Here is a 20,777-nt window from a genome sequence, read left to right on the forward strand (position 1 = left end):
TCCGTCATGCGGAACAGCGAGTCCGGCGACGACGCCGGTGCGGCCCCCTCGGAGACCGCGCCGGCCCGTTCCGGCACCGTCCAGGCCGTCGAGCGGGCTGTCGACCTGCTCGAGGCCATGGCCGACGCCGGCGGCACCGTCAGCCTGTCCGACCTGGCCGCGACGTCCGGGCTCCCGCTGCCGACGATCCACCGGCTCGTCCGGACCCTGGCCGGGCGCGGGTACGTCCGCCAGCAGTCACCGCGGGAGTACGCCCTCGGGCCCCGGCTCGTCCGGATCGGCGACACCGCGGGCCGGCTGGTCGGGACGTGGGCGCGGCCGCGGCTGGTCGAGCTCGTCGACGCGCTGGGGGAGAGCGCCAACCTCGCGCTACTGGAGGGCACCCAGATCGTCTACGTGGCCCAGGAGCCCGGTCGGCACTCGATGCGGATGTTCACCGAGGTCGGCCGCCGCGTCTCGCCGCACTGCACGGCCGTCGGCAAGGCGCTGCTGGCGCGGATGCCCGACGACAAGGTCCGCGACGTCCTGCGGCACACCGACATGGTCGCCCACACCGACCAGACGATCACCGACGTGGGCGTGTTCGCTGCCGAGATCGACGAGGTCCGCGCGCTCGGCTACGCCCTCGACGAGGGGGAGCAGGAGCTCGGGGTCCGCTGCGTCGCCGTCGCCCTGGACGGGCCGCTGCCCGCCGCCGTCTCGATCTCCGGCCCGACCACCCGGATGACCGACGACCTCATCGCCTCCGCGGTGCCGCTGCTGCGCTCCGCCGCCGACGCGCTCACCGACGAGATGGCCCGGCACGACGCCGCCAGCGCCTGAGCGGTGCTCCGCGCACCATGATCAGCGGATTGCCGGTGTTCGGTGCCGGATGTGGCACCGGAGACCGGCAATCCGCTGATCATCGGTCGCCATCGCGAACGGTGCGACCGGATCGGGCGTGCCCGGACGCCGGGATGTGCACGCTCCCCGGATGGACCTCGTCGACCTCGTCGCGCGGCAGGACGGCGTCGTGGCACGGCGGCAGGCCCTCGCGTGCGGTGTCTCGACCCGCACGATCGCCCGTCGCCGGGGCGCCGGAGGGTGGCGGGAGCTGCACCCCGGCGTCTACCTCGTCGCGGGCCACCGGCTGACCGCCGACGGCCGGGTTCGCGCGGCCGCGCTGTGGGGAGGTGACGACGCCGTGGTCAGCGGGATCGCCGCGGCGTACTGGCTGGGAATGTGGGAGCGGCCGCCGGAACGGATCGAGCTGACCCTGCCGCGCCGGACCGACCGGCCGTCTCGCAGCGGAGTGCGGGTCCGCGGCCGGGACCTGGCGCCGATCGACGTCGGCCGCCATCGCGGAGTCGCGGTCACCTCGGCGCCGCTGACGGTCCTGCAGACCGCGGCGGCGGTGCCGGGCGGTGCGACGTTCCTGGACCGTGCCCTTCAGCGGTGGGTCTCCTTCGACGCGCTGCACCAGGCCCACTGCCGGACGCTCGGATCCTGGGGCAGCCGCCGGTCCGGGGAGCTGCTCGTCGCGGCCGCCGACCGTGCCGACTCCGCGGCGGAACGACGGCTGCTCGGCCTGCTCCGGCAGGCGGGGGTCGACGGCTGGGTCCGGGCGCTGCCGTTCGAGGAGTGGGCGGTCGACGTGGCGTTCCCGGCCGAGCGGGTCGCCGTCGAGATCGACGGCTGGGCGTGGCACGTCGACGTGGAGCGCTTCCGCAACGACCGGCGCAAGGGCAACGCGCTGGTGGCGGCCGGGTGGCGGCTGCTCCGCTTCACCTGGGACGACCTGGACCGCCGCCCGGACATGGTCGTGCGCCGCATCCGGCACGCCGTCGCTGCCGCCGAGGCCGCATGATCAGCGGTTTGCCGGTGTCCGGTGCCCCATCCGGCACGGAACACCGGCAAAGCGGCGATCTTGGGGCGGGGAGGGGTCACCAACCCTGGCCGGGGTCGAACGCGGGGCCCGGGTCGGGGGTGTCGTCGCGCCGGACGGTGCCCTCGATCAGCCCGTAGGGCCGGTCGTCGGCGTGGAAGACCTCGCCGGGGTTCTTCAGCCCGAACGGCGCGAGGTCGACCAGGAAGTGGTGCTTGTTCGGCAGTGAGAACCGGATCTCGCCGATGCCCGGCTCCGCGCCGAGCACCTGCACGCCCATCTCGTAGAGGGTCTCCTGCAACGCGCGGGAGTGGTGCCCGGCGAAGGCCGAGGTCATCGTGCCGAGCACCGCGGAGTAGGCGAGGTTCCAGTCCGCGGGCGGCTCGGCGTGCCACCACTGCGAGGTGACCTCGGTGGCCATCACGCGGTCGGTCGTCGGCGCCAGGGTGGTGTAGCGGTCGGTGTAGAAGTCGTGGAACTCCGAGTCGGTCGTCTTGAGCACGACCAGGCCCGCCACCCCGGAGACGACCCACTCGGCGTCGTCGGCGGTGCGGGTGACGGTGGTGGTGCGGACGTGGCTGCCGTCGCGGGCGAATGCGTGCGGGTGCGGCGTCTCGCCGTGCTCCAGACGCGTCCACGGATAGGTCTCGATCCGCACCCGGGCGCGTTCCACCTGCGGCACCTCGGTGAAGTGCCGGGCCAGCTCCAGGCCGAACAGCTCCGGGGTACGGACCGCGTCCCCGGCCTCCTTCGCGAAGGCGTTGATCGTGTTCTTGATGGCGTCGGTGGTCAGGACCCGGGTGTTGTCGCCGGTCAGGTGGGTGTCGGCGAACTCGCCGGACAGTGCTACCGAGACGTTGTGGTCGGCGAGCTCGTGGGTGTCGGTGTCCCGGAAGATCCGCACGACGCGGACCTCCGCCTTGCCGTACTGCGTGTGGCCGAGGACGGGCATGGGTCAGCTCCCGAGGTAGGTGGAGTAGGAGTACGGCGAGAGGAGCAGCGGCACGTGGTGGTGGCGGTCGGTGCGCTGGGGGCGGAACGCGATCGACACCTCCGGGAAGAAGTCGCTCGGGGTCTCGAAGGTGATGCGGTGCAGCACCCCGGCGGTGAGCGCGGCGGACTCCGGTGCGCGCCAGCGGCCGTCGTCGTCGGTGGTGCCGGAGGCCAGGACGGTGCTCGTGGGCCCGTCCACCCGGGTGAGGGTCACCGGGACGCCTGTGGCGGGCGCGCCTGCGGCGGCGTCGAGGACGTGGGTGGAGAAGCTGCTCACGGGGTCACCACCCGGCGCAGGCGCAGCGCGGTGATCTCCGCGAGCTGCCCGGCGGCCTCGGCGCGTTCGGCGGCGGGGTCGTTGCCGAGGCGGCGCTCCAGCTCGGCGAGGATCTCCTCGGCGTCGCGGCCTGCGGCGCGGATCAGGAAGACGTACCCGAACCGGTCCTCGTAGCGGGCGTTGCCGTCGGCGAGGCGGGCGGCGGTGTCGTCACCCGGGCCGGGGGAGTCCGAGCCCGGCGAGCCCTGGCCGGACGAGCCCCCGTCCACGCAGGCCTGGCCGGAGGACCGCCGCACCCCGGCCTGCTCGTCGGCGGAGAACGACGACCGCTCGGTGCGCTCCCCGATCCGCGGGTGCCCGGCCAGCGCCGCGTCGACCTCGCCGGTGTCCAGGTCGCGCACGGCCTTCTCGCCCGCGGCGACCAGGTCGTCGATGGAGCCGTAGGGTCGGCCCGCGAGGATGCGCTCGGCCCAGGCGGGGGAGGACACGCACGCCCGGAGCAGCTCGTCGAGCTCGGCGGCGGTGGCGGCGTTGAACCGGTCGAGGGGAACGGCGTCGTGCATCGTGCCTGCTTCCTGCGCAGATTCCGTATCGCGGAACTGTGGTTCCGCGCACAGTGCAGTCTTCGACGCCGCCGCCGGGGTGTCAAGCGCCGATGCGCCCGGCTCCGCGGGGCGGGACCGGGCGCATCGGCGAGGACGGGTCAGGCGGCGGCGCGTGCCCGGCTCCGGGAGAGCACCGCGTGCAGGACGAATGCGAGCACCGCACCGACGAACCAGGAGTACGCCGCGGCGTCGGCCGAGCCGAGCAGCACCAGCAGCATCGCCGCGGTGGCCCCGACGACGGTCACCGCGATCGCGACCGGGTTGTAGCCGCGGCGGTAGTGGTAGCGGCCGTCCGGGGACAGCGTGTAGAGCGCGTCGACGTCGATCCGGCGCTTGGACACCAGGTAGTAGTCGGCGATCAGCACGCCGTAGAGCGGGCCGATGAACGCGCCGAGCGTGTCGAGCGTGTAGTGGATGACCTCGGGTGAGGAGTAGAGGTTCCACGGCGTGATTAGCACCGAGGCGACCGCGGCGATCATCCCTCCGGTGCGCCAGCTGATCCTCGTGGGCGCGACGTTGGAGAAGTCGAAGGCCGGGGAGACGAAGTTGGCGACGATGTTGATGCCGATCGTCGCGATCATGAAGGTCAGTGCCCCGAGCACGACGGCGGTGGTGCTGTCCAGGTGCGCGACGGTCTCCACCGGATCGGTGATCAGTTCGCCGTAGACAGGCAGCGTCGCCGCCGAGGTGACGACGACCAGCAGCGCGAACACCAGGAAGTTCACCGGCAGCCCGATCAGGTTCCCGCGCCGGACGGCGGAGAAGGAGACGGCGTAGCGGGCGAAGTCGCCGTAGTTGAGCATCGGGCCGGAGAAGTAGGACACGACCAGCGCGACCGCGCCGAGCATCACCGGGACCGCGGCCCAGCCGGTCACCGAGGTGGCCGAGAGGTTCAGGTCGACGTCCCAGTTCGAGCGGTACAGCAGGTAGCCGGCCAGGGCGAACATGACGACGTAGACGGCCGGGCCGCAGAAGTCGATGAACCGCCGGATCGCCTCCATGCCGCGCCAGAACACCGCCGCCTGCAGTGCCCACATCGCCAGGAACGCGATCCAGCCGAGCCCGGACAGGCCCGCGATCCCGCTGTCCGGTGCGGCCATCGCACCCAGCGAGGGCCACAGCTTCAGCAGCACGACGACCACCGACTGCGACGCCAGGTAGGTCTGGATGCCGTACCAGGCCACCGCGATCAGCCCGCGGATGATCGCCGGGACGTTGGCACCGAGCACGCCGAACGACGCCCGGCACACCACCGGGTACGGCGTCCCGGACTCCTGGCTGGGCCGCGCGACCAGGTTGCACAACAGGTACACCAGCCCGATCCCGACGATCAGCGCGACGAACACCTGCCAGGCGGCCAGCCCGAGCGCGAACAGGCTGCCCGCGGTCACGTAGCCGCCGACGGAGTGCACGTCGGACATCCAGAACGCGACGTAGTTGTAGGTGCGCCAGGTCCGGGTCCGCAGCGGGGCGAGGTCGGCGTTGGTGAGCCGGGGATCGTGCGCCGGGTTCGTCGCCGCAGCGCTCGTGCCGGGCGTGCCCGCCGCGGTCGCGGTGCCCCGCTCGTCCAGGGTCATGCGGTGTCTCCTCGCCGAAGGTCGTGCCGGATCCGTGGCGCTCCCTCGCCCGGCCGAGCCGGACGTCGCCGACGGTGACGGTGACGCCTGGACCCCCTCGCGCGCACGCGTCCGGAGCAGACGTCATGCACTCGTCGTGAGCGGAAAGATCACCGTCACGTGCCGCCGCGAAAGTCCGCTACGTCCGGTTCGGGCGTCACCGAGACGTCACACCCGGGAAACCCATGACCGCCCATCGCGAACGGAGCATCTGTCCTCCGGGGACACCCGAGAGGAGAACCATGACCCAGGAGATGGATCCCGCGATCACGCGGAGCGCGCCGGCCGCTCCGGCGGCGGGTGCGGCACGCGAGACGCTGGAGGACTACACCCTCCGGTTCGCCCCGCGCAGCTACCGGCGGTGGTCACCGGGCGTCGTCGGGGTGACGGCGCTGGGCGGCATCGCCTACCTGGCGGACTTCTCGATCGGTGCGAACATCGGGATCGCCTACGGCACCGTGAACGCCCTGTGGGGCATCGCGGTGTTCGCCCTGGTGATCATCGCGACCGGGCTGCCGGTGGCGTACTACGCCGCCCGCTACAACCTCGACCTCGACCTGATCACCCGCGGCAGCGGCTTCGGGTACTACGGCTCGATCGTCACCAACGTCATCTTCGCGACGTTCACGTTCATCTTCTTCGCGCTCGAGGGCTCGATCATGGCCCAGGGGCTCGAGCTGGGCCTCGGGCTGCCGAAGTGGCTGGGCTACATCATCTCGACGGTGGTGATCTTCCCGCTGGTCGTCTACGGGATGTCGCTGCTGTCGACCCTGCAGGTGTGGACGACGCCGTTGTGGCTGGTCCTGATGGTGCTGCCGTTCGCCTACCTGCTGATCGCGCACCCGGACTCGCTCGGCACGTTCTTCGCCTACCGGGGGGAGAAGGGCCAGGGCGCGGCGAGCGTCGGCTCGGTCATGCTGGCCGCCGGTGTCTGCCTGTCGCTGATCGCGCAGATCGCCGAACAGATCGACTACCTGCGGTTCATGCCGCCGAAGACCCCGGACAACGCGCGCCGCTGGTGGACCGCGACGCTGCTCGCCGGGCCGGGCTGGGTGCTGTTCGGCGCCGCGAAGCAGGCCGTCGGCCTGTTCCTGGCCGTCTACCTGATCGCACACACCGCCGACGGCGCGGCTGTCGCGAACGAGCCCGTGCACCAGTTCCTGCTGATCTACCAGGACCTGATGCCTGCCTGGCTGGCCGTGACGCTGGCGGTGATCCTGGTCGTCATCAGCCAGATCAAGATCAACGTCACGAACGCCTACTCGGGTTCGCTGGCCTGGACGAACTCCTTCACCCGGGCCACCCGCAGCTACCCGGGACGGCTGGTGTTCCTGGCCGTCAACCTGGTGATCGCGCTGGTGCTGATGGAGGCGAACATGTTCGACTTCCTCAACACCATCCTCGGTTTCTACGCCAACATGGGCATCGCCTGGATCGTGGTCGTCGCGACCGACATCGTGGTCAACAAGTACCTGCTGAAGATCTCGCCGAAGGTGCCCGAGTTCCGCCGCGGCATGCTGCACCCGGTCAACCCGGTCGGCTTCGTGTCGCTGCTCGTGGCGGGCGGGGTGTCGATCCTGGCGTTCTTCGGTGGCCTCGGCGACGGCATCCAGCCGTACTCGCCGCTGGTCGCGATCGTGCTCGGCATCGTGCTGCCGCCGGTGCTGGCGGTCGCGACGAAGGGCCGCTGGTACCTGCGCCGCACCGACGACGGCATCGACCTGCCGCGCTTCGACGAGCACGGCAACCCGTCGTCGGCGGTGCTGCCCTGCTCGGTGTGCCACCAGGAGCTGGAGCGCCCGGACATGACCGCCAGTGGCAAGGAGCCCGGCGAGTACGTGTGCTCGCTGTGCCTGAGCACGGACAAGACCGGGGAGTACGTGCTGCCCGCGCAGGCCTGACCCGCGCAGCACTCGGTCAGACAGCGGCCGCCGCGGCCTCGCCGTCCAGTACGGCGAGTGCCGCGGCGAGCCGGTGTCCGGCGGTCACCGCGTCGTCGGCGACGGCGGTGGCCAGCGCACCGCGCACGGCCAGCGGGGAGACGCTCCACCAGTCACCGGCGGCGGGCTCGACCGGGCCGGTGCCTGCGGGCCCGATCACGACCTCGGTGCCCAGCACGCGTCGTCCGGCGAGGTGGGCGGGGGAGCCGTCGAGCAGCGGGTCGCCCAGCTCCTGGGTCTGCACCAGCAGCGGGAGCCCGTCCTCGGTGACCCGGACGGTGCCGCGGTAGCGGCCGGAGGTCTCGCCGCTGCGCCCGGCGACGAGCACGTCGCGAGCCCGCAGCGACGCCGTCGGTGCGAGGTCGACGTCGAGCAGGGTCTCGTGGTCGGCGCGGGCGGTGACCACCGTCGGCTCCGGCCGGTAGGTCAGCGACCCGCCGTCGGCGACGCGGGCACGCAGCACGGTGCGGCTCGCGCGTCCGGACCCGGCGAGCGCGACCGCCGCCGCGACCCCGGCCAGCTTCAGCGCCGCACCGGGCCCGACGGTGACCTCCAGCTCGACGTCGTCACCGATCAGCGGGGTCGACGCCGACCCGACCAGGTGCACCTGCGCGGCGCGGCTCGCGGCTCCGGCCGTCCCGCGCCGGGGGACCAGCGCCAGCGGCGCCTGCGCGCGCAGCGTCGTCACGACGCTGCGGCCGCCGCGCCGTACGACGGTCAGCGCTGCCCGGGCACGCACCCGGGGCTCAGACCGCGGCGCGGACGGCGGCGACCTGCTCGAGCACCCAGGCGCCGACGTCGGACGCGGCCGGGTCCTCGACCAGCGACTGCTGGATCACCGGCAGCTCCCCGCGGATCTCGGCCGCGTCCCCGGCCATCACGCCGAGGTCGGCGCCGACCAGCGGCGCCAGGTCGGTCTTGTTGATCACCAGCAGGTCGGCGGTGGTGACGCCGGGCCCGCCCTTGCGCGGCACCTTGTCCCCGCCCGCGACGTCGACGACGAAGATCTGCCGGTCGACCAGCCCGCGGGAGAACACCGCGGTGAGGTTGTCCCCGCCGGACTCGACGAGCACCAGGTCCAGGTCGCCGAACCGCTCCTCCAGCAGGTCGATCGCGTCGAGGTTGGCGGTGATGTCGTCGCGGATCGCGGTGTGCGGGCAGCAGCCGGTCTGCACCGCCTCGACCCGGTCGGCGGCGAGCACACCGGCGCGACGCAGGAAGTCGGCGTCCTCGGTGGTGTAGATGTCGTTGGTGACCACGGCCAGCCGCAGCGTCCCGGCGAGGCTGCGGGCCAGCGCCGCGACCAGCGCGGTCTTGCCGGAGCCGACGGGCCCGCCGATCCCGATCCGCACCGCGCGCCCACCGGCCGGCGACGGGTCGTGGTGGTCGTGGTCGGTCTCGGTCGGATCGAAGCTGATCATGTGGCCGTGCCCGTGACCGGCGGTCCCGGCGGCGTTCTCAGGAGGCAAAGAGGCACACCCTTTCGTGGTGGCGGCGGACGTGGGACTCCGCCATGAGGTCGAGGACCGGCGCACCGGGCGCCGGGAGGTCGGCGAGCGGGCCGGACGCGTGCGCCACGGCCTGCTCGGCGATCGCGTCGAGCTCGGGCCCGAGCGCGACGACGGCGGCGTTGACGGCGAACGGATCCAACCCCAGCAGCCGCACGGCTGCCGAGGCGGGCCCGGAGACCGCCAGGTAGCCGACGCAGCGGGCCGCGTCGGCCGCGGTGCCGGCAGCGTTGTCCGCAGCCGCTCCCGCCCCGGCGGATCCCGCTCCGCCGAGCCCGATCAGCAGGCCCGCGAGCAGCGGGTGGTGCGGGCGCCGGTCGACCGCGACCAGGGTCTCCAGCTCCGGTGACGGCCACGCCGCCCGCGCCGCGCGCAGCGACGCCTTCCCCTGCGCCCGGGACGCCTCGCGCTGTGCCGCCGACGGGGTCCGCGCGTCCAGCGCCGCGTCGAGCGCGGCGAAGTCGCCGAGCCGCACCGCGGTCGCCGCGGCGACGCAGCACGCGACCAGCCCCGCCGTCCGCAGCCGCCCGCGCAGGAACGCGTGCAGCGACGCGACGTCGTCTACCAGGCCCTGCGCGACGGCCTGCTCCAGCCCGCCGGAGTGCACGTGCCCGCCGCCGGGGAACCGGGCGTCGGCGAGGACCAGCGACACGAGACCCGGCATCAGAACAGGAAGTAGCGCTGGGTCATCGGCAGCTCCGACACCGGGTCGGGGACGACGACGTCGCCGTCGATCGTCACCTCGAACGAGTCCGGGTCGACGTGCACGTCGGGGGTGGCGTCGTTGAGCACCATCGTGTCCTTGCGCACGGCGCGGGTGTCGGCGACCGGCACCGCGGGCGTCGCGAGGCCGAGGCGCTCGGGCAGACCGTCGTCGATCGCGGACCGCGCCATGAACGTCAGCGACCCCAGCGCGGCGGGGGAGTGCGCGTAGCCGAACATCGGGCGGCCGTAGACCGGGCCGGGTGTGGGGATGGAGGCGTTCGCGTCGCCCATCTGCGCCCACACCGCGAACCCGCCCTTGAGCACCACCTGCGGGCGGACCCCGAAGAACTTCGGCTCCCACAGCACGAGGTCGGCGAGCTTGCCGACCTCGATCGAGCCGATGTGCTCTCCCGCGCCGTGCGCCAGCGCCGGGTTGATCGTGTACTTCGCGACGTAGCGCTGGGCGCGGTGGTTGTCGGCGGGGCCGTCGCCGGGCAGCGGGCCGCGCTTGTCCTTCATGACGTGCGCGGTCTGCCAGGTCCGGACGACCACCTCACCGATCCGGCCCATCGCCTGGGAGTCCGAGCTCATCATCGAGATCGCGCCGAGGTCGTGCAGGACGTCCTCGGCGGCGATGGTCGTCGGGCGGATCCGGGACTCGGCGAACGCCAGGTCCTCGGGCACCGACGGGTTCAGGTGGTGGCACACCATGAGCATGTCGAGGTGCTCGTCGAGGGTGTTCACGGTGTGCGGGCGGGTCGGGTTCGTCGACGACGGCAGCACGTTGTGCGTCGACACGACCTCGATGATGTCCGGGGCGTGCCCGCCACCGGCGCCCTCGGTGTGGAAGGCGTTGATCGAGCGCCCCGCGATGGCGTCCAGGGTGGACTGCAGGAACCCGGCCTCGTTGAGCGTGTCGGAGTGCAGCGCGGCCTGCACACCGGTCTCGTCGCAGACCCGCAGGCAGGCGTCGATCGCGGCCGGGGTGGTGCCCCAGTCCTCGTGCAGCTTGAACCCGCCCGCCCCGGCGCGCAGCTGTTCGTGCAGCGCCTCGGCGGACACGGTGTTGCCCTTGCCCATGAGCAGCACGTTCACCGGCTGGTGGTCCATGGCGTGCAACATGCGGCCGATGTTCCACGGGCCCGGCGTGACGGTGGTGGCCTTCGACCCGTCGACCGGGCCGGTGCCGCCGCCGAACAGCGTCGTCACCCCGGAGGCGAGCGCGGTCTCGACCAGCTGCGGGCAGATGAAGTGCACGTGGGGGTCGATGCCGCCCGCGGTGAGGATCCTCCCGTTGCCGGCGAGGATCTCGGTGCCGGGCCCGATGACCAGCGCCGGGTCGACGCCGTCCATCGTGTCCGGGTTGCCGGCCTTGCCGATCCCGCAGATCCGGCCGTCCTTGACCCCGACGTCGGCCTTGACGACGCCCCAGTGGTCGAGCACCACGGCGCCGGTGATCACCAGGTCCGGGCAGTGCGCCGCGGTGACCGCGGCCTGCCCCATCGACTCGCGGACGACCTTGCCGCCTCCGAACACCACCTCGTCGCCGGAGCCGCGGCCGCGGGACAGGTCCTCGGTGACCTCGATCAGCAGGTTGGTGTCGGCCAGGCGGATCCGGTCGCCGACGGTCGGGCCGAACAGGTCGGCGTAGCGGGCGCGGTCGATGCCCGGCCCGGTCACGACTCGTACCCCGGCTCGTCGAGGTTCCCGGCGCGCTCGGGGCGCAGGCCGGGGACGCGGCGGGCACCGGCGATCGGCACCAGCGTCACCTCCCGCTCGACACCCGGCTCGAACCGCACCGAGGTGCCCGCCGGGACGTCGAGCCGCATGCCCCAGGCGGCGTCGTGGTCGAACACGAGGCCGGGGTTGGCGGCGGCGAAGTGGTAGTGCGAGCCGACCTGCACCGGCCGGTCCGCGCCGTTGACCACGGTGAGCGTGACCCGCTCGCGGCCCGGGTTGAGCTCCACCGGTTCGTCGCCGACCAGGATCTCGCCGGGGCCGCCGGCTCCCGCGCCGCCGCTCATGCGATCGGCCCGTGCACGGTGACCAGCTTCGTGCCGTCGGGGAAGGTGGCCTCCACCTGCACGGAGTCGAGCATCTCGGGAATGCCGTCCAGCACGTCGTCGCGGGTGAGGACCTCACGGCCCGACGACATCAGCTCGGCCACGGTCCGCCCGTCGCGGGCGCCCTCTAGGACGTGCTCGGTGATCAGCGCGACCGCCTCCGGGTGGTTGAGCCGCAGGCCCCGCTCGCGGCGCCTGCGCGCGACGTCGGCCGCGACGTGGATCAGGAGCTTGTCCCGCTCCTGGGGGCTCAGGTGCATGCCCGCATTCTCTCCGAGATCGTCCCCGGCACCACCGACGGCTCGTTGCGGCCCTGTTTCGTCTGCGTTCCGCCCGGCGCCGTGATCGTCCGCGCGGCCCGGGTCGACTGTCCGAACCTACGAAACTCCCGGGTTCGCGAGGGGCCGTGTTCGTCGGGAACGGTGGTGCCGGGGCCCGCGCCGCCGGGAGGACCGTGATGCGGGTCGCATTCGCGGCTCCGCACGTTCTCCGCATCCAGCCCCTGCCGAGGTTCCCCGTGACACGCCTGCGCCGAGCACGACCCACCGCCACGAGCACCGCCGGGACCCACCCGGTCGACCGGGTGCCGCCACCGGCCCGGCTCGCCGTCTACGGCGTGCAGCACGTCCTGGCGTTCTACGCCGGGGCCGTCGTCGTCCCGATCCTGCTGGCGAACGCGATCGGTCTGTCCGGCGCCGAGCTCGTCCACCTGATCAACGCCGACCTGTTCACCTGCGGGATCGCCTCGATCCTGCAGTCGGTCGGGATCGGGAAGGTCGGGGTGCGGCTGCCGCTGCTCCAGGGCGTCACGTTCACCGCGGTCTCGCCGATGATCGCGATCGGGACGGCCGCGGGCGGTGGCGTCCAGGGGCTGACCACGATCTACGGCGCGGTAATCGTGGCCGGGCTGCTCACGTTCTTCGCCGCGCCGTACTTCGCGAAGCTGCTGCGGTTCTTCCCGCCGGTGGTCACGGGCACGGTGATCACCGTGATCGGGCTGGCGCTGCTGCCGGTCGCCGCGCAGGACGCCGTCGGCGGCTCCACCGCGCCGGATCCGGGCAACCCGCTGTACCTGGCGCTCGCGCTCGGCACGCTGGCGGTGATCGTGCTGATCCAGCGGCTGTTCCGCGGGTTCCTCGCCACCGTCGCGGTGCTCGCCGGACTGGTACTGGGCACCCTGGCCGCGGTCCCGTTCGGCCTGGTCGACCTCTCCGAGCTGCACGAGTCCGCCTGGCTGGGGGTGACCACGCCGTTCCACTTCGGATGGCCGCAGTTCTCGGCCGCCGCGATCGTCTCGATGGTCGTCGTCATGATGATCACCGCGGTGGAGACGACCGGCGACGTCGTCGCGACCGGCGAGATCGTCGACAAGAAGGTCGGCCCGGACGACGTGGCCCGCGCCCTGCGCGCCGACGGCGTCGCCACCACCCTGGGCGGGGTCCTCAACTCCTTCCCCTACACCTGCTTCGCGGAGAACGTCGGCCTGGTGCGGCTCACCCGCGTCTCCAGCCGGTGGGTGGTCACCGCGGCCGGGGTGTTCATGATCCTGCTCGGGCTGGTGCCGAAGGCCGGGGCGCTGGTCGCCGCCGTGCCGCACCCGGTGCTGGGTGGGGCGGCGCTGGCGATGTTCGCGACTGTCGCCGTCGTCGGGATCCAGACGCTGTCGCGGGTGGACTTCACCGACCACCGCAACGTCGTGGTCGTCGGGTCCGGGCTGGGGGTGGCGCTCTTCGTGACCGTGCAGCCCGACGTCGCGAACGCGCTCCCCGGCTGGGCACAGATCGTCCTGGGCTCGGGGATCACCGCGGGCAGCATCGTCGCGATCGGGCTCAACCTGCTGTTCTTCCACATCGGACGGCGCCGGAGCCCGGCCGCACCGGCTCCGGACACCGTGAGCCCCGACGCCGTGCCCTACGACGAGGTCGCAGGCTACGACCGCGCCCGGTTCGCCGACCTGCTCGGCAGGCTGTTCGAGGGCCCGACCGAGGTACCCGCCCGGGTGCACGCCCGCGGCGGGTACACCGACCGCGAGTCGCTGCGCGCCGCGCTGCAGGAGGAGCTGTTCGCGGCCCCGGCGGGGGAGCAGCGGGAGCTGCTGGCGCACTACCCGGATCTCGGCGGGATCGTCGAGCAGGGCGCGCCGGTGCCCACCGACGGCACGACCTGGGGGCACTGGGCCGCACTGCGCGACCGGGCGGGCCTGGCGCTGCTCGACGGCGACGGGCGCAGCGAGCTGGCCGCGGTCGCCGCGGTCTACCGGGACCGGTTCGGGTTCCCGCTGATCGTCTGCCTGCGGGACGCCGGTGACCGTTCGGCGCTGCCTGCCCTCGCCCGCCAGCGCCTCGGGCACCCGCCGGCCCAGGAGCACGCCGCGGCGCTGGTGGAGATCGCCAAGGTGGCGGGCCACCGGTTCGACGACCTGGTGGTGTGAGCCCCGCCGGGTGGGTCAGCGGCGCAGCTGCAGCGCCAGGTGCAGGTCGACGCGGTCGGTGAACCGGCCCAGGTCGCGACCGGTCAGCTCCTCGACCCGCCCGATCCGGTACCGCACGGTGTTGACGTGCAGGTGCAGCCGCGCCGCCGTCCGGCTCCACGACCCGGACTCGTCCAGGAACACCTCGAGGGTCTCCCGCAGCCCGGTGCCCGAGCGCGCGTCGTGCTCGAGCACCGGGCCCAGCACCTGCTCGGAGAAGGCGCGGCGGACGTCGTCGGGGACCCCGGCCAGCAGCGCCACGTGCGAGGTGACCTCCCCGGCCCGGGCGACCGCGACCGGGCCCGGCCGGGTCGCGGCGACCCCGGCGGCGTGCCGGGCCTCGCCGAGCGCCCCGGACAGCGCCGACGCGCCCGACGGCCGGGACACCCCGGCGTGCAGCCGCCGTGGCCCCAGCCCCGGGCCGAGGCGCTGCAGCGCCGCGACGGTGGCCTCGGCGTCGTCGGCGCCGGGCAGCACGGCCACCGCCGACCCGTCCAGCAGCCCGACGGCGGCCGGACCGGGCACCGCGTCGGCGAGCAGCTCGTAGGCGGTGCCCGCCGGGTCCGGGCCACCCTGCACGGCGAGCACGACGACCGTCGGCGTCCCGTCCGGCTCCGCCCCGGCCTGACGCAGCCGCACCCGGGTCTCGGTGCGGTCGCCCGCACCGGCGGCGATCCGGGCCAGCGCGTCCTCGGCGATCGGCCGGGTCACCGCGGTGCCCTCCCGGCGGCGCGCCCGGTCCAGTGCGGCGATCGCGGCGAGCTCCCCGAGCGCGCCCAGCACGTCGGTACCGGGCTCGGTGCCTGCCGTGCCGTCCGTGTCACCGGTACCGGCCATCCCGGCGGTGCCGGTCGCGTCGCCAGGGCCTGCGGTGTCGCCAGGGCAAGCGGCGTCGGCGGTGTCGCCAGTGCCGGCGCCGCCGGCGGTGTTTCCGGGGCCGGCGCCGCCGACGGCGGCCGCGGCCAGCCAGCCCGTCACCCGCGACGTCCCCGGCCCGACCGGGAGCAGGACGTGCCCCGCCGCCGTCGCCGGCAGCCGTTCGGCGGTCAGGAACGCGGTGACCACCGCGTCCCGCTCGGCGGGGTCCTGCGGCGGGCCCGCGATCGGGCGCCCGCCCGCGGTCAGCACCCGGCACACCAGCCCGGTGCCTGCGGACACCGTCGCGGTCAGCTCGTCGAGCCCGGCGCCTCCGGCGAGCGCGTCGAGCAGGCGGCGGTGCCGGCCCAGGGTGTGCGCGAGCCGGTCGCCGCGCGCCGCGGACAGCGCGCCCACCACGACCTCGGTGAGCTGGGAGAACGACACGTCGGTCGGGACGGCGAGCAGCACCACGTCGTGCCGGCGGCAGGCCGCCACGACGTCGCCGGGCACCTCGCCGTGCAGCGCCTCCCCGGCGGCGAGTGCCGCCACCTCCGCGCGGGCCAGCGCGGCGACGAACCGCTCGGTGTCCGCGGCGCTGCGCCGCCACACCATCCCCGAGACCACCAGCTCACCGCCGCCCAGGTACTGCGACGGGTCGGGCAGGTCGGTCGTGTAGACCCAGCGCACCGGTCGGTCGAGCTGCTGCGCGTCGCCGTGCAGGACCCGCAGCCGCAGCTCGGGGCGTTCCACCAGCTCGGACAACCGCATTGGAGGAACCTACAACGCGTTCACCGGGCCGTGACGGCGATTCGTCACGGCGGCGCCTTCTGGCCGTGACCCGGACGCGGTTCCCTGGACCCATGCAGACCGTCATCGAGGGCGCCCACGTGCTGACCGTCGCCGGGGACGAGTACCCGGACGGGCACGTGGTGGTCGTGGGCAACCGGATCGCCGCCGTCGGCGCGGGCCCCGCACCGGAGTGGGCGCGCACCGGACGGGTCGTCGACGGCCGCGGCTGTCTGCTCACCCCCGGGCTGGTCAACTGCCACCACCACCTCTACCAGTGGGTGACCCGCGGCCTGGCCGTCGACCACACGCTGTTCGAGTGGCTGACCACGCTCTACCCGGTCTGGGCCGGGATCGACGAGGACGCCGTGCGCACCGGCGCCTCCGGGGCGCTCGCCACCCTGGCGCTGTCGGGCTGCACCACCAGCACCGACCACCACTACGTCTTCCCCCGCGAGGGCGGTGACGTGCTCGGCGCCGAGATCCGGGCCGCCGCCGAGGTGGGGCTGCGGTTCCACCCGACACGCGGCTCGATGGACCTGGGCCGCAGCGCGGGCGGACTGCCCCCGGACCACGTCGTCGAGGACCGGGACACCATCCTCGCCGCCTGTGCGGACGCCGTCGCCCGCTGGCACGACCCCTCGTTCGACTCGATGCTGCGGATCGCGCTCGCCCCGTGCTCGCCGTTCTCGGTGACCGGGGAGCTGATGCGCGAGTCCGCGCAGCTGGCCCGGGAGCTGGGGGTGCGGCTGCACACCCACCTCGCCGAGACCGACGACGAGGAGGAGTTCTGCGCCGAGCGTTTCGGCTGCACCCCCACCCAGTACGTCGCCGACCTCGGCTGGACCGGCGACGACGTGTGGTTCGCCCACACCGTGCACCTCGACGACGCGGCGGTGAAGACCATCGGCGCAACCGGCACCGGGGTGTCGCACTGCCCGACCTCCAACGGCCGCCTCGGCGCCGGGATCGCCCGGGTCCGCGACCTCGTCGACGCCGGTGCCCGGGTCGGGCTCGGCGTGGACGGTGCCGCGTCCAACGAGGGCACCAGCCTGCTCGAGGACGTCAAGCTCGCGACGCTGTTCGCCCGCGCCCGCGGCGGCCCCCGCGCGATGTCGGTGCGCCAGGCCGTCGAGCTGGGCACGCTCGGCGGTGCCAGGGTGCTGGGCCGGGAGGACGAGATCGGCACCATCGAGACCGGCAAGCTCGCCGACCTCGCGCTGTGGCGGCTCGACGACCTCGGCCACGCCGGCATCGCCGACCCGGTCGCCGCGCTCGTCCTCGGGGCGGCGCCGCCGCTGGAGCTGCTGCTGGTGAACGGGCGCCCGGTCGTCGAGCACGACCGGGTTGTCACCGTCGACACCGAGGCGGTCGCGGCGCGGTGTGCGTCGGTACAGCGCGACCTCGTGGCGAAGGCGGGCTGAGCCGTGGACCTGACCACCGTCACCGGGTTCCGCCGGGCCCGGCACCGCGACGACCTCGCCCTGGGTCCGGGGGAGCGGATCCTCGGCGGCGGGACCTGGCTGTTCTCGGAGCCGCAGCCGGAGGTGACCGGCCTGGTCGACCTGACGACGATGGGCTGGGAGCCGATCACCACGCTCCCGGACGGCGGTGTGGAGATCGCCGCGACCTGCCCGATCGCCGACCTCGCCGCCCACGGCGAGGCCACCGGCCGTCCGCTGTTCGCGCAGTGCGCGCACGCGCTGCTGGCGTCCTGGAAGATCTGGCACACCGCCACCGTCGGCGGGAACGTGTGCCGCTCGTTCGCCGCGGCCGGGATGGTCGCGCTGTGTGTCGCCCTCGACGGCGTCGCGCTGGTCTGGACGCCCGACGGCGGGCAGTACCGGATTCCGGTCGCCCGCCTGGTCACCGGCAACGGCACCAACCGCCTGCGCGACGGCGAGGTGCTGCGCGCCCTGGAGCTCCCGGCCCCGGCGGTCGACGCCCGCACCGCGTTCCGCAAGATCGCCCTCGCCGAGCTGGGCCGCTCCGGCGCGGTGCTCACCGGCCGCGTCGACCCGGACGGCTCGTGCGTCCTGGGGATCACCGCCGCCACCGCCGCACCCACCGTGCTGCGCTACCCGGAGCTGCCAGGACCCGGGCAGGTCCGGTCCGACGTGGACGGCCTCGGCGGCTGGTACACCGATCCGCTCGGCAGCGCCGACTGGCGGCGCGCCGTCTCCGGCGTGCTGCTGGCCGAGATCGTGGAGGAGCTCGCCGGATGAAGTTCTGGGTGAACGAGACCGAGTACGACACCGAGCACGCGGGCGAGCCGCGGGCCGGGCAGTGCGCGCGGACGTTCCTGCGCCAGCACGGGCACACCGAGGTCCGGAAGGGCTGCGACGCAGGGGACTGCGGGGCGTGCACCGTGCTCGTCGACGGCCGGGCGGTGCACTCCTGCCTGATCCCCGCCCAGCGGCTCGACGGCGCGCACCTCACCACCGTCGCCGGGCTGGCCGGTGCCGAGGGCACGCTGCACCCGGTGCAGCAGGCGTTCCTGGAGCACCAGGGCTACCAGTGCGGGTTCTGCACCCCGGGCCAGATCCTCACCGCGTCCACACTGGACGAGGACGACCTCGCGGACCTGCCGCGGCGGATGAAGGGCAACCTGTGCCGCTGCACCGGCTACCGGGCGATCCGGGAGTCGATCGAGGCCGGGGTGCGCGGCGCGTGCGGCTCGCCGTGCGCCGCGGCGTGTGCGCCTGCCGATGCCACGTCCGGTGCCGGACCGTGCGGCGCTGTGGGATCCGGTGCAGTGGGATCCGGCGCTGTGGGATCCGGTGCAGTGGGGACCTCGGCGCGGCCGCCCGCCGCGGAGCGGATCGTCACCGGCGCCGAGCCGTTCACCTTCGACACCGGCCCCGACACGGGTCTCGACACCGGCACCGGCCCGGCCGGGGACCGCACGGGTGCACTGCACCTGCGCGTCCTCACCTCCCCGCACGCGCACGCCCGGATCCGCGGGATCGACACCGCGGCGGCCGAGGCCGCACCGGGGGTGCAGCTGGTGCTGACCCACCGCGACGTGCCGGACGTGCGCTACTCCACGGCACGCCACGAGCACCGCGACGACGACCCGGACGACACCCGGATGCTCGACGACGTCGTCCGGCACGTCGGGCAGCGGGTCGCCGCGGTCGTCGCCGACACCGCCGCGCAGGCCGAGGCGGCGTGCCGGCTGATCGACGTCGACTACGAGGTGCTGCCCGCGGTGCTCGACCCCGACGCCGCCCGCGCACCGGGCGCGCCGCTGCTGCACCCGGACCGCACCCCCGCCGATCGGGTCGACGACGCGTCCCGCAACGTCGTCCTCGCCCTGCACGGCGGGCACGGCGGCGACGTCGACGCCGCACTGGCCGCCTCCGCGGTGACCGTGTCCGGGACCTGGCGGACGTCGCGGGTGTCGCACGCGCAGCTGGAGTGCCACGGCGCCGTCGGGTCGCTCGACGACGACGGCCGCCTGGTGCTCCGGGCAGGCACCCAGGTCCCGTTCCTCACCCGCGCCGAGCTGGCCAGGGTGCTCGGCCTCGACCCCGACCGGGTGCGGGTGCACGCCTCGCGGCTCGGCGGCGGGTTCGGCGGCAAGCAGGAGATGTTCGCCGAGGACCTCGTCGGGCTGGCCGTGCTGCGCACCGGGCGCGCGGTCGTGCACGAGTTCACCCGGGCCGAGGAGTTCACCCGCACCGCCGTCCGGCACCCGATGCGGGTCGGCGTCGCCCTCGGCGCGACCCGCGACGGGCGGCTGACCGCGATGAAGCTCGACGTCCTCTCCGACGCAGGCGCCTACGGCAACCACTCCCGCGGCGTGCTGTTCCACGCCGTCGCCGAGTCGGTCAGCGTCTACAACTGCCCGGTCAAGCACCTCGACGCCGAGGCCGTCTACACCAACAACGTGCCCTCCGGCGCGTTCCGCGGCTACGGGCTCGGGCAGGTGCTGCTCGGCGTCGAGTCCGCGATGGACGAGCTGGCGCAGGAGCTGGGCGTCGACCCGTTCGACCTGCGGCGGATCAACATGGTGCGTGCCGGGGACCCGCTGCACGTCGCGCACCACCCGGAGCCCGAACAGGACCTGTACTGGACCAGCTACGGCATGGACCAGTGCCTGGACCTGGTGCAGGACGCGCTGCGCCGGGATCCGCCGCCGGACCTGCGCACGGAGCCGGAACCGGTGGGCCCGCAGTGGCGGACCGGGGAGGGCATGGCGCTGTCGATGATGACGACGATGGCGCCGTTCGGGCACGCGTCCACGGTGACGGTGACGGCGCTGCAGGACGGCACCTACCGCTGCGGCGTCGGGACCGTCGAGTTCGGCAACGGCACCTCGACCACGCACCGGCAGGTCGTGGCGGCGGCGCTGAACACCACCCCGGACCGGGTCACCCTCCGCCAGGGCGACACCGACGCCTGCGGCTACGACACCGGCGCGTTCGGCTCCGCGGGCACCACGGTCGCGGGGAAGGCGCTGCACGGTGCGGCGATCGCGCTGCGGGACCGGCTACGGGAGCTCGCGGGCCCGGGCGCGTCGGAGGTAACGGCCACCGGGGTACGCACCCCGTCCGGCGAGATCGGCTTCGCCGCGCTGCTGGCCGACCACCCGGACGGCGTGACGTGCGGGTTCCACGAGCCGGGGGAGGAGCGGGCGATCACCGCGACCGTGCACGGGGTGCGGGTCGCGGTGGACATCCGGACCGGTGCGGTGCGGGTGCTGCGCTCGGTGCAGGCCGTCGACGCCGGCACCGTGCTGAACCCCGCGCAGCTGCGCGGGCAGGTCGAGGGCGGTGCCGCGATGGGGCTGGGCAGCGCGCTCTACGAGGAGGTCCTCGTCGACGACGACGGCCGCGTCGCCAACCCCGCGTTCCGGACCTACCGGGTGCCGCAGATGGCCGACGTGCCCGACACCGAGGTGCTGTTCGCCGCCACGCACGACGAGCTGGGCCCGTTCGGCGCGAAGTCGATGAGCGAGGCGCCGTACAACCCGGTCGCCCCGGCGATCGGCAACGCGATCGCCCGGGCGACCGGGGTACGGCCGTACCACCAGCCGTTCACCCGGGACCGGGTGTGGCGGCTGCTCGCCCGGTCGTGAGACTGCGGC

General features: G+C 74.0%; 18 protein-coding genes. 7 read left to right on the forward strand and 11 right to left on the reverse strand.

Features of this window, described 5'->3' with window-relative positions:
* The first annotated feature begins 6 nt into the window (after positions 1-6).
* Positions 7-822, forward strand: coding sequence for an IclR family transcriptional regulator (locus tag ACLE50_RS12830; protein WP_410943724.1), 816 nt, complete (start codon positions 7-9; stop codon positions 820-822).
* Between the two features lie 151 nt (positions 823-973).
* Positions 974-1,846, forward strand: a complete 873-nt coding sequence (locus ACLE50_RS12835) for a DUF559 domain-containing protein (protein ID WP_410943725.1) — start codon at positions 974-976, stop codon at positions 1,844-1,846.
* Positions 1,847-1,922: 76 nt separating this feature from the next.
* Here ACLE50_RS12835 and pucL read toward each other — a convergent pair whose 3' ends face one another.
* The 4 genes from pucL to ACLE50_RS12855 all read right to left on the reverse strand — a co-directional run bounded on the left by pucL (position 1,923) and on the right by ACLE50_RS12855 (position 5,316).
* Positions 1,923-2,816, reverse strand: coding sequence for a factor-independent urate hydroxylase (pucL, locus tag ACLE50_RS12840; protein ID WP_410943726.1), 894 nt, complete (start codon positions 2,814-2,816; stop codon positions 1,923-1,925).
* A 3-nt stretch (positions 2,817-2,819) separates the two neighbouring features.
* Positions 2,820-3,134, reverse strand: a complete 315-nt coding sequence (gene uraH, locus ACLE50_RS12845) for a hydroxyisourate hydrolase (RefSeq protein ID WP_410943727.1) — start codon at positions 3,132-3,134, stop codon at positions 2,820-2,822.
* Positions 3,131-3,697 carry a 2-oxo-4-hydroxy-4-carboxy-5-ureidoimidazoline decarboxylase gene (uraD, locus tag ACLE50_RS12850; protein ID WP_410943728.1) on the reverse strand — a complete coding sequence of 189 codons (567 nt, stop codon included), beginning with the start codon at positions 3,695-3,697 and terminating at the stop codon, positions 3,131-3,133. The genes uraH and uraD overlap by 4 nt, the downstream gene beginning before the upstream one ends.
* Before the next feature lie 140 nt (positions 3,698-3,837).
* Complete coding sequence (locus tag ACLE50_RS12855; RefSeq protein ID WP_410943729.1) at positions 3,838-5,316, reverse strand: NCS1 family nucleobase:cation symporter-1; 1,479 nt, start codon at positions 5,314-5,316, stop codon at positions 3,838-3,840.
* A 281-nt stretch (positions 5,317-5,597) separates the two neighbouring features.
* Between ACLE50_RS12855 and ACLE50_RS12860 the strand changes: the two genes are divergently transcribed.
* Positions 5,598-7,256, forward strand: coding sequence for a purine-cytosine permease family protein (locus ACLE50_RS12860; RefSeq protein ID WP_410943730.1), 1,659 nt, complete (start codon positions 5,598-5,600; stop codon positions 7,254-7,256).
* A gap of 16 nt (positions 7,257-7,272) precedes the next feature.
* On the opposite strand, the gene ACLE50_RS12865 is transcribed toward ACLE50_RS12860, so the two are convergent.
* The 6 genes from ACLE50_RS12865 to ACLE50_RS12890 are packed head-to-tail and all read right to left on the reverse strand — an operon-like array spanning position 7,273 to position 11,831.
* On the reverse strand, positions 7,273-8,034 hold the full coding sequence (locus tag ACLE50_RS12865; RefSeq protein WP_410943731.1) for an urease accessory protein UreD: 762 nt from the start codon (positions 8,032-8,034) through the stop codon (positions 7,273-7,275).
* A gap of 7 nt (positions 8,035-8,041) precedes the next feature.
* Positions 8,042-8,716 carry an urease accessory protein UreG gene (gene ureG / locus ACLE50_RS12870; protein ID WP_410943732.1) on the reverse strand — a complete coding sequence of 225 codons (675 nt, stop codon included), beginning with the start codon at positions 8,714-8,716 and terminating at the stop codon, positions 8,042-8,044.
* Positions 8,717-8,753: 37 nt separating this feature from the next.
* The gene (locus ACLE50_RS12875; protein WP_410943733.1) at positions 8,754-9,467 is read right to left on the reverse strand and encodes an urease accessory protein UreF; all 714 of its coding nucleotides are present in this window, start codon (positions 9,465-9,467) and stop codon (positions 8,754-8,756) included.
* Positions 9,467-11,188 (reverse strand): urease subunit alpha, encoded by a 1,722-nt coding sequence (locus ACLE50_RS12880; protein ID WP_410943734.1) that lies wholly within the window; start codon positions 11,186-11,188, stop codon positions 9,467-9,469. The genes ACLE50_RS12875 and ACLE50_RS12880 overlap by 1 nt, the downstream gene beginning before the upstream one ends.
* Complete coding sequence (locus tag ACLE50_RS12885; protein WP_410943735.1) at positions 11,185-11,532, reverse strand: urease subunit beta; 348 nt, start codon at positions 11,530-11,532, stop codon at positions 11,185-11,187. The genes ACLE50_RS12880 and ACLE50_RS12885 overlap by 4 nt, the downstream gene beginning before the upstream one ends.
* Complete coding sequence (locus ACLE50_RS12890) at positions 11,529-11,831, reverse strand: urease subunit gamma (RefSeq protein ID WP_410943736.1); 303 nt, start codon at positions 11,829-11,831, stop codon at positions 11,529-11,531. The genes ACLE50_RS12885 and ACLE50_RS12890 overlap by 4 nt, the downstream gene beginning before the upstream one ends.
* A gap of 257 nt (positions 11,832-12,088) precedes the next feature.
* On the opposite strand from ACLE50_RS12890, the gene ACLE50_RS12895 reads away from it, so the two are divergent.
* Complete coding sequence (locus ACLE50_RS12895) at positions 12,089-14,002, forward strand: solute carrier family 23 protein (RefSeq protein ID WP_410943737.1); 1,914 nt, start codon at positions 12,089-12,091, stop codon at positions 14,000-14,002.
* 15 nt (positions 14,003-14,017) lie between these two features.
* On the opposite strand, the gene ACLE50_RS12900 is transcribed toward ACLE50_RS12895, so the two are convergent.
* A complete protein-coding gene (locus ACLE50_RS12900) occupies positions 14,018-15,667 on the reverse strand; it encodes a PucR family transcriptional regulator (protein WP_410943738.1) in 1,650 nt (549 codons plus the stop codon).
* 92 nt (positions 15,668-15,759) lie between these two features.
* Here ACLE50_RS12900 and ACLE50_RS12905 point away from each other — a divergent pair, with 92 nt between their 5' ends.
* Genes ACLE50_RS12905 through ACLE50_RS12915 form a run of 3 tightly spaced genes read left to right on the forward strand, consistent with a single transcriptional unit; the run spans position 15,760 to position 20,768 of the window.
* Positions 15,760-17,109, forward strand: a complete 1,350-nt coding sequence (locus ACLE50_RS12905) for an 8-oxoguanine deaminase (protein WP_410943739.1) — start codon at positions 15,760-15,762, stop codon at positions 17,107-17,109.
* 3 nt (positions 17,110-17,112) lie between these two features.
* Positions 17,113-17,910 (forward strand): FAD binding domain-containing protein, encoded by a 798-nt coding sequence (locus tag ACLE50_RS12910; RefSeq protein WP_410943740.1) that lies wholly within the window; start codon positions 17,113-17,115, stop codon positions 17,908-17,910.
* Positions 17,907-20,768: a molybdopterin-dependent oxidoreductase gene (locus ACLE50_RS12915; protein ID WP_410943741.1), complete on the forward strand. Its 2,862-nt coding sequence runs from the start codon at positions 17,907-17,909 to the stop codon at positions 20,766-20,768. Before ACLE50_RS12910 ends, ACLE50_RS12915 begins: the two co-directional genes overlap by 4 nt.
* Positions 20,769-20,777: the final 9 nt, after the last annotated feature.

This window comes from Pseudonocardia phyllosphaerae (assembly GCF_046546475.1).
Classification (GTDB): Bacteria; Actinomycetota; Actinomycetes; order Mycobacteriales; family Pseudonocardiaceae; genus Pseudonocardia; species Pseudonocardia phyllosphaerae.

Bases quoted from the DNA above. Each gene is read 5' to 3' on its own strand.
- ACLE50_RS12830 (WP_410943724.1), top strand. From the start codon at position 7: ATGCGGAACAGCGAGTCCGGCGACGACGCCGGTGCGGCCCCCTCGGAG.
- ACLE50_RS12835 (WP_410943725.1), top strand. From the start codon at position 974: ATGGACCTCGTCGACCTCGTCGCGCGGCAGGACGGCGTCGTGGCACGG.
- pucL (WP_410943726.1), bottom strand. From the start codon at position 2,816: ATGCCCGTCCTCGGCCACACGCAGTACGGCAAGGCGGAGGTCCGCGTC.
- uraD (WP_410943728.1), bottom strand. From the start codon at position 3,697: ATGCACGACGCCGTTCCCCTCGACCGGTTCAACGCCGCCACCGCCGCC.
- ACLE50_RS12855 (WP_410943729.1), bottom strand. From the start codon at position 5,316: ATGACCCTGGACGAGCGGGGCACCGCGACCGCGGCGGGCACGCCCGGC.
- ACLE50_RS12860 (WP_410943730.1), top strand. From the start codon at position 5,598: ATGACCCAGGAGATGGATCCCGCGATCACGCGGAGCGCGCCGGCCGCT.
- ureG (WP_410943732.1), bottom strand. From the start codon at position 8,716: ATGATCAGCTTCGATCCGACCGAGACCGACCACGACCACCACGACCCG.
- ACLE50_RS12875 (WP_410943733.1), bottom strand. From the start codon at position 9,467: ATGCCGGGTCTCGTGTCGCTGGTCCTCGCCGACGCCCGGTTCCCCGGC.
- ACLE50_RS12885 (WP_410943735.1), bottom strand. From the start codon at position 11,532: ATGAGCGGCGGCGCGGGAGCCGGCGGCCCCGGCGAGATCCTGGTCGGC.
- ACLE50_RS12890 (WP_410943736.1), bottom strand. From the start codon at position 11,831: ATGCACCTGAGCCCCCAGGAGCGGGACAAGCTCCTGATCCACGTCGCG.
- ACLE50_RS12900 (WP_410943738.1), bottom strand. From the start codon at position 15,667: ATGCGGTTGTCCGAGCTGGTGGAACGCCCCGAGCTGCGGCTGCGGGTC.
- ACLE50_RS12905 (WP_410943739.1), top strand. From the start codon at position 15,760: ATGCAGACCGTCATCGAGGGCGCCCACGTGCTGACCGTCGCCGGGGAC.
- ACLE50_RS12915 (WP_410943741.1), top strand. From the start codon at position 17,907: ATGAAGTTCTGGGTGAACGAGACCGAGTACGACACCGAGCACGCGGGC.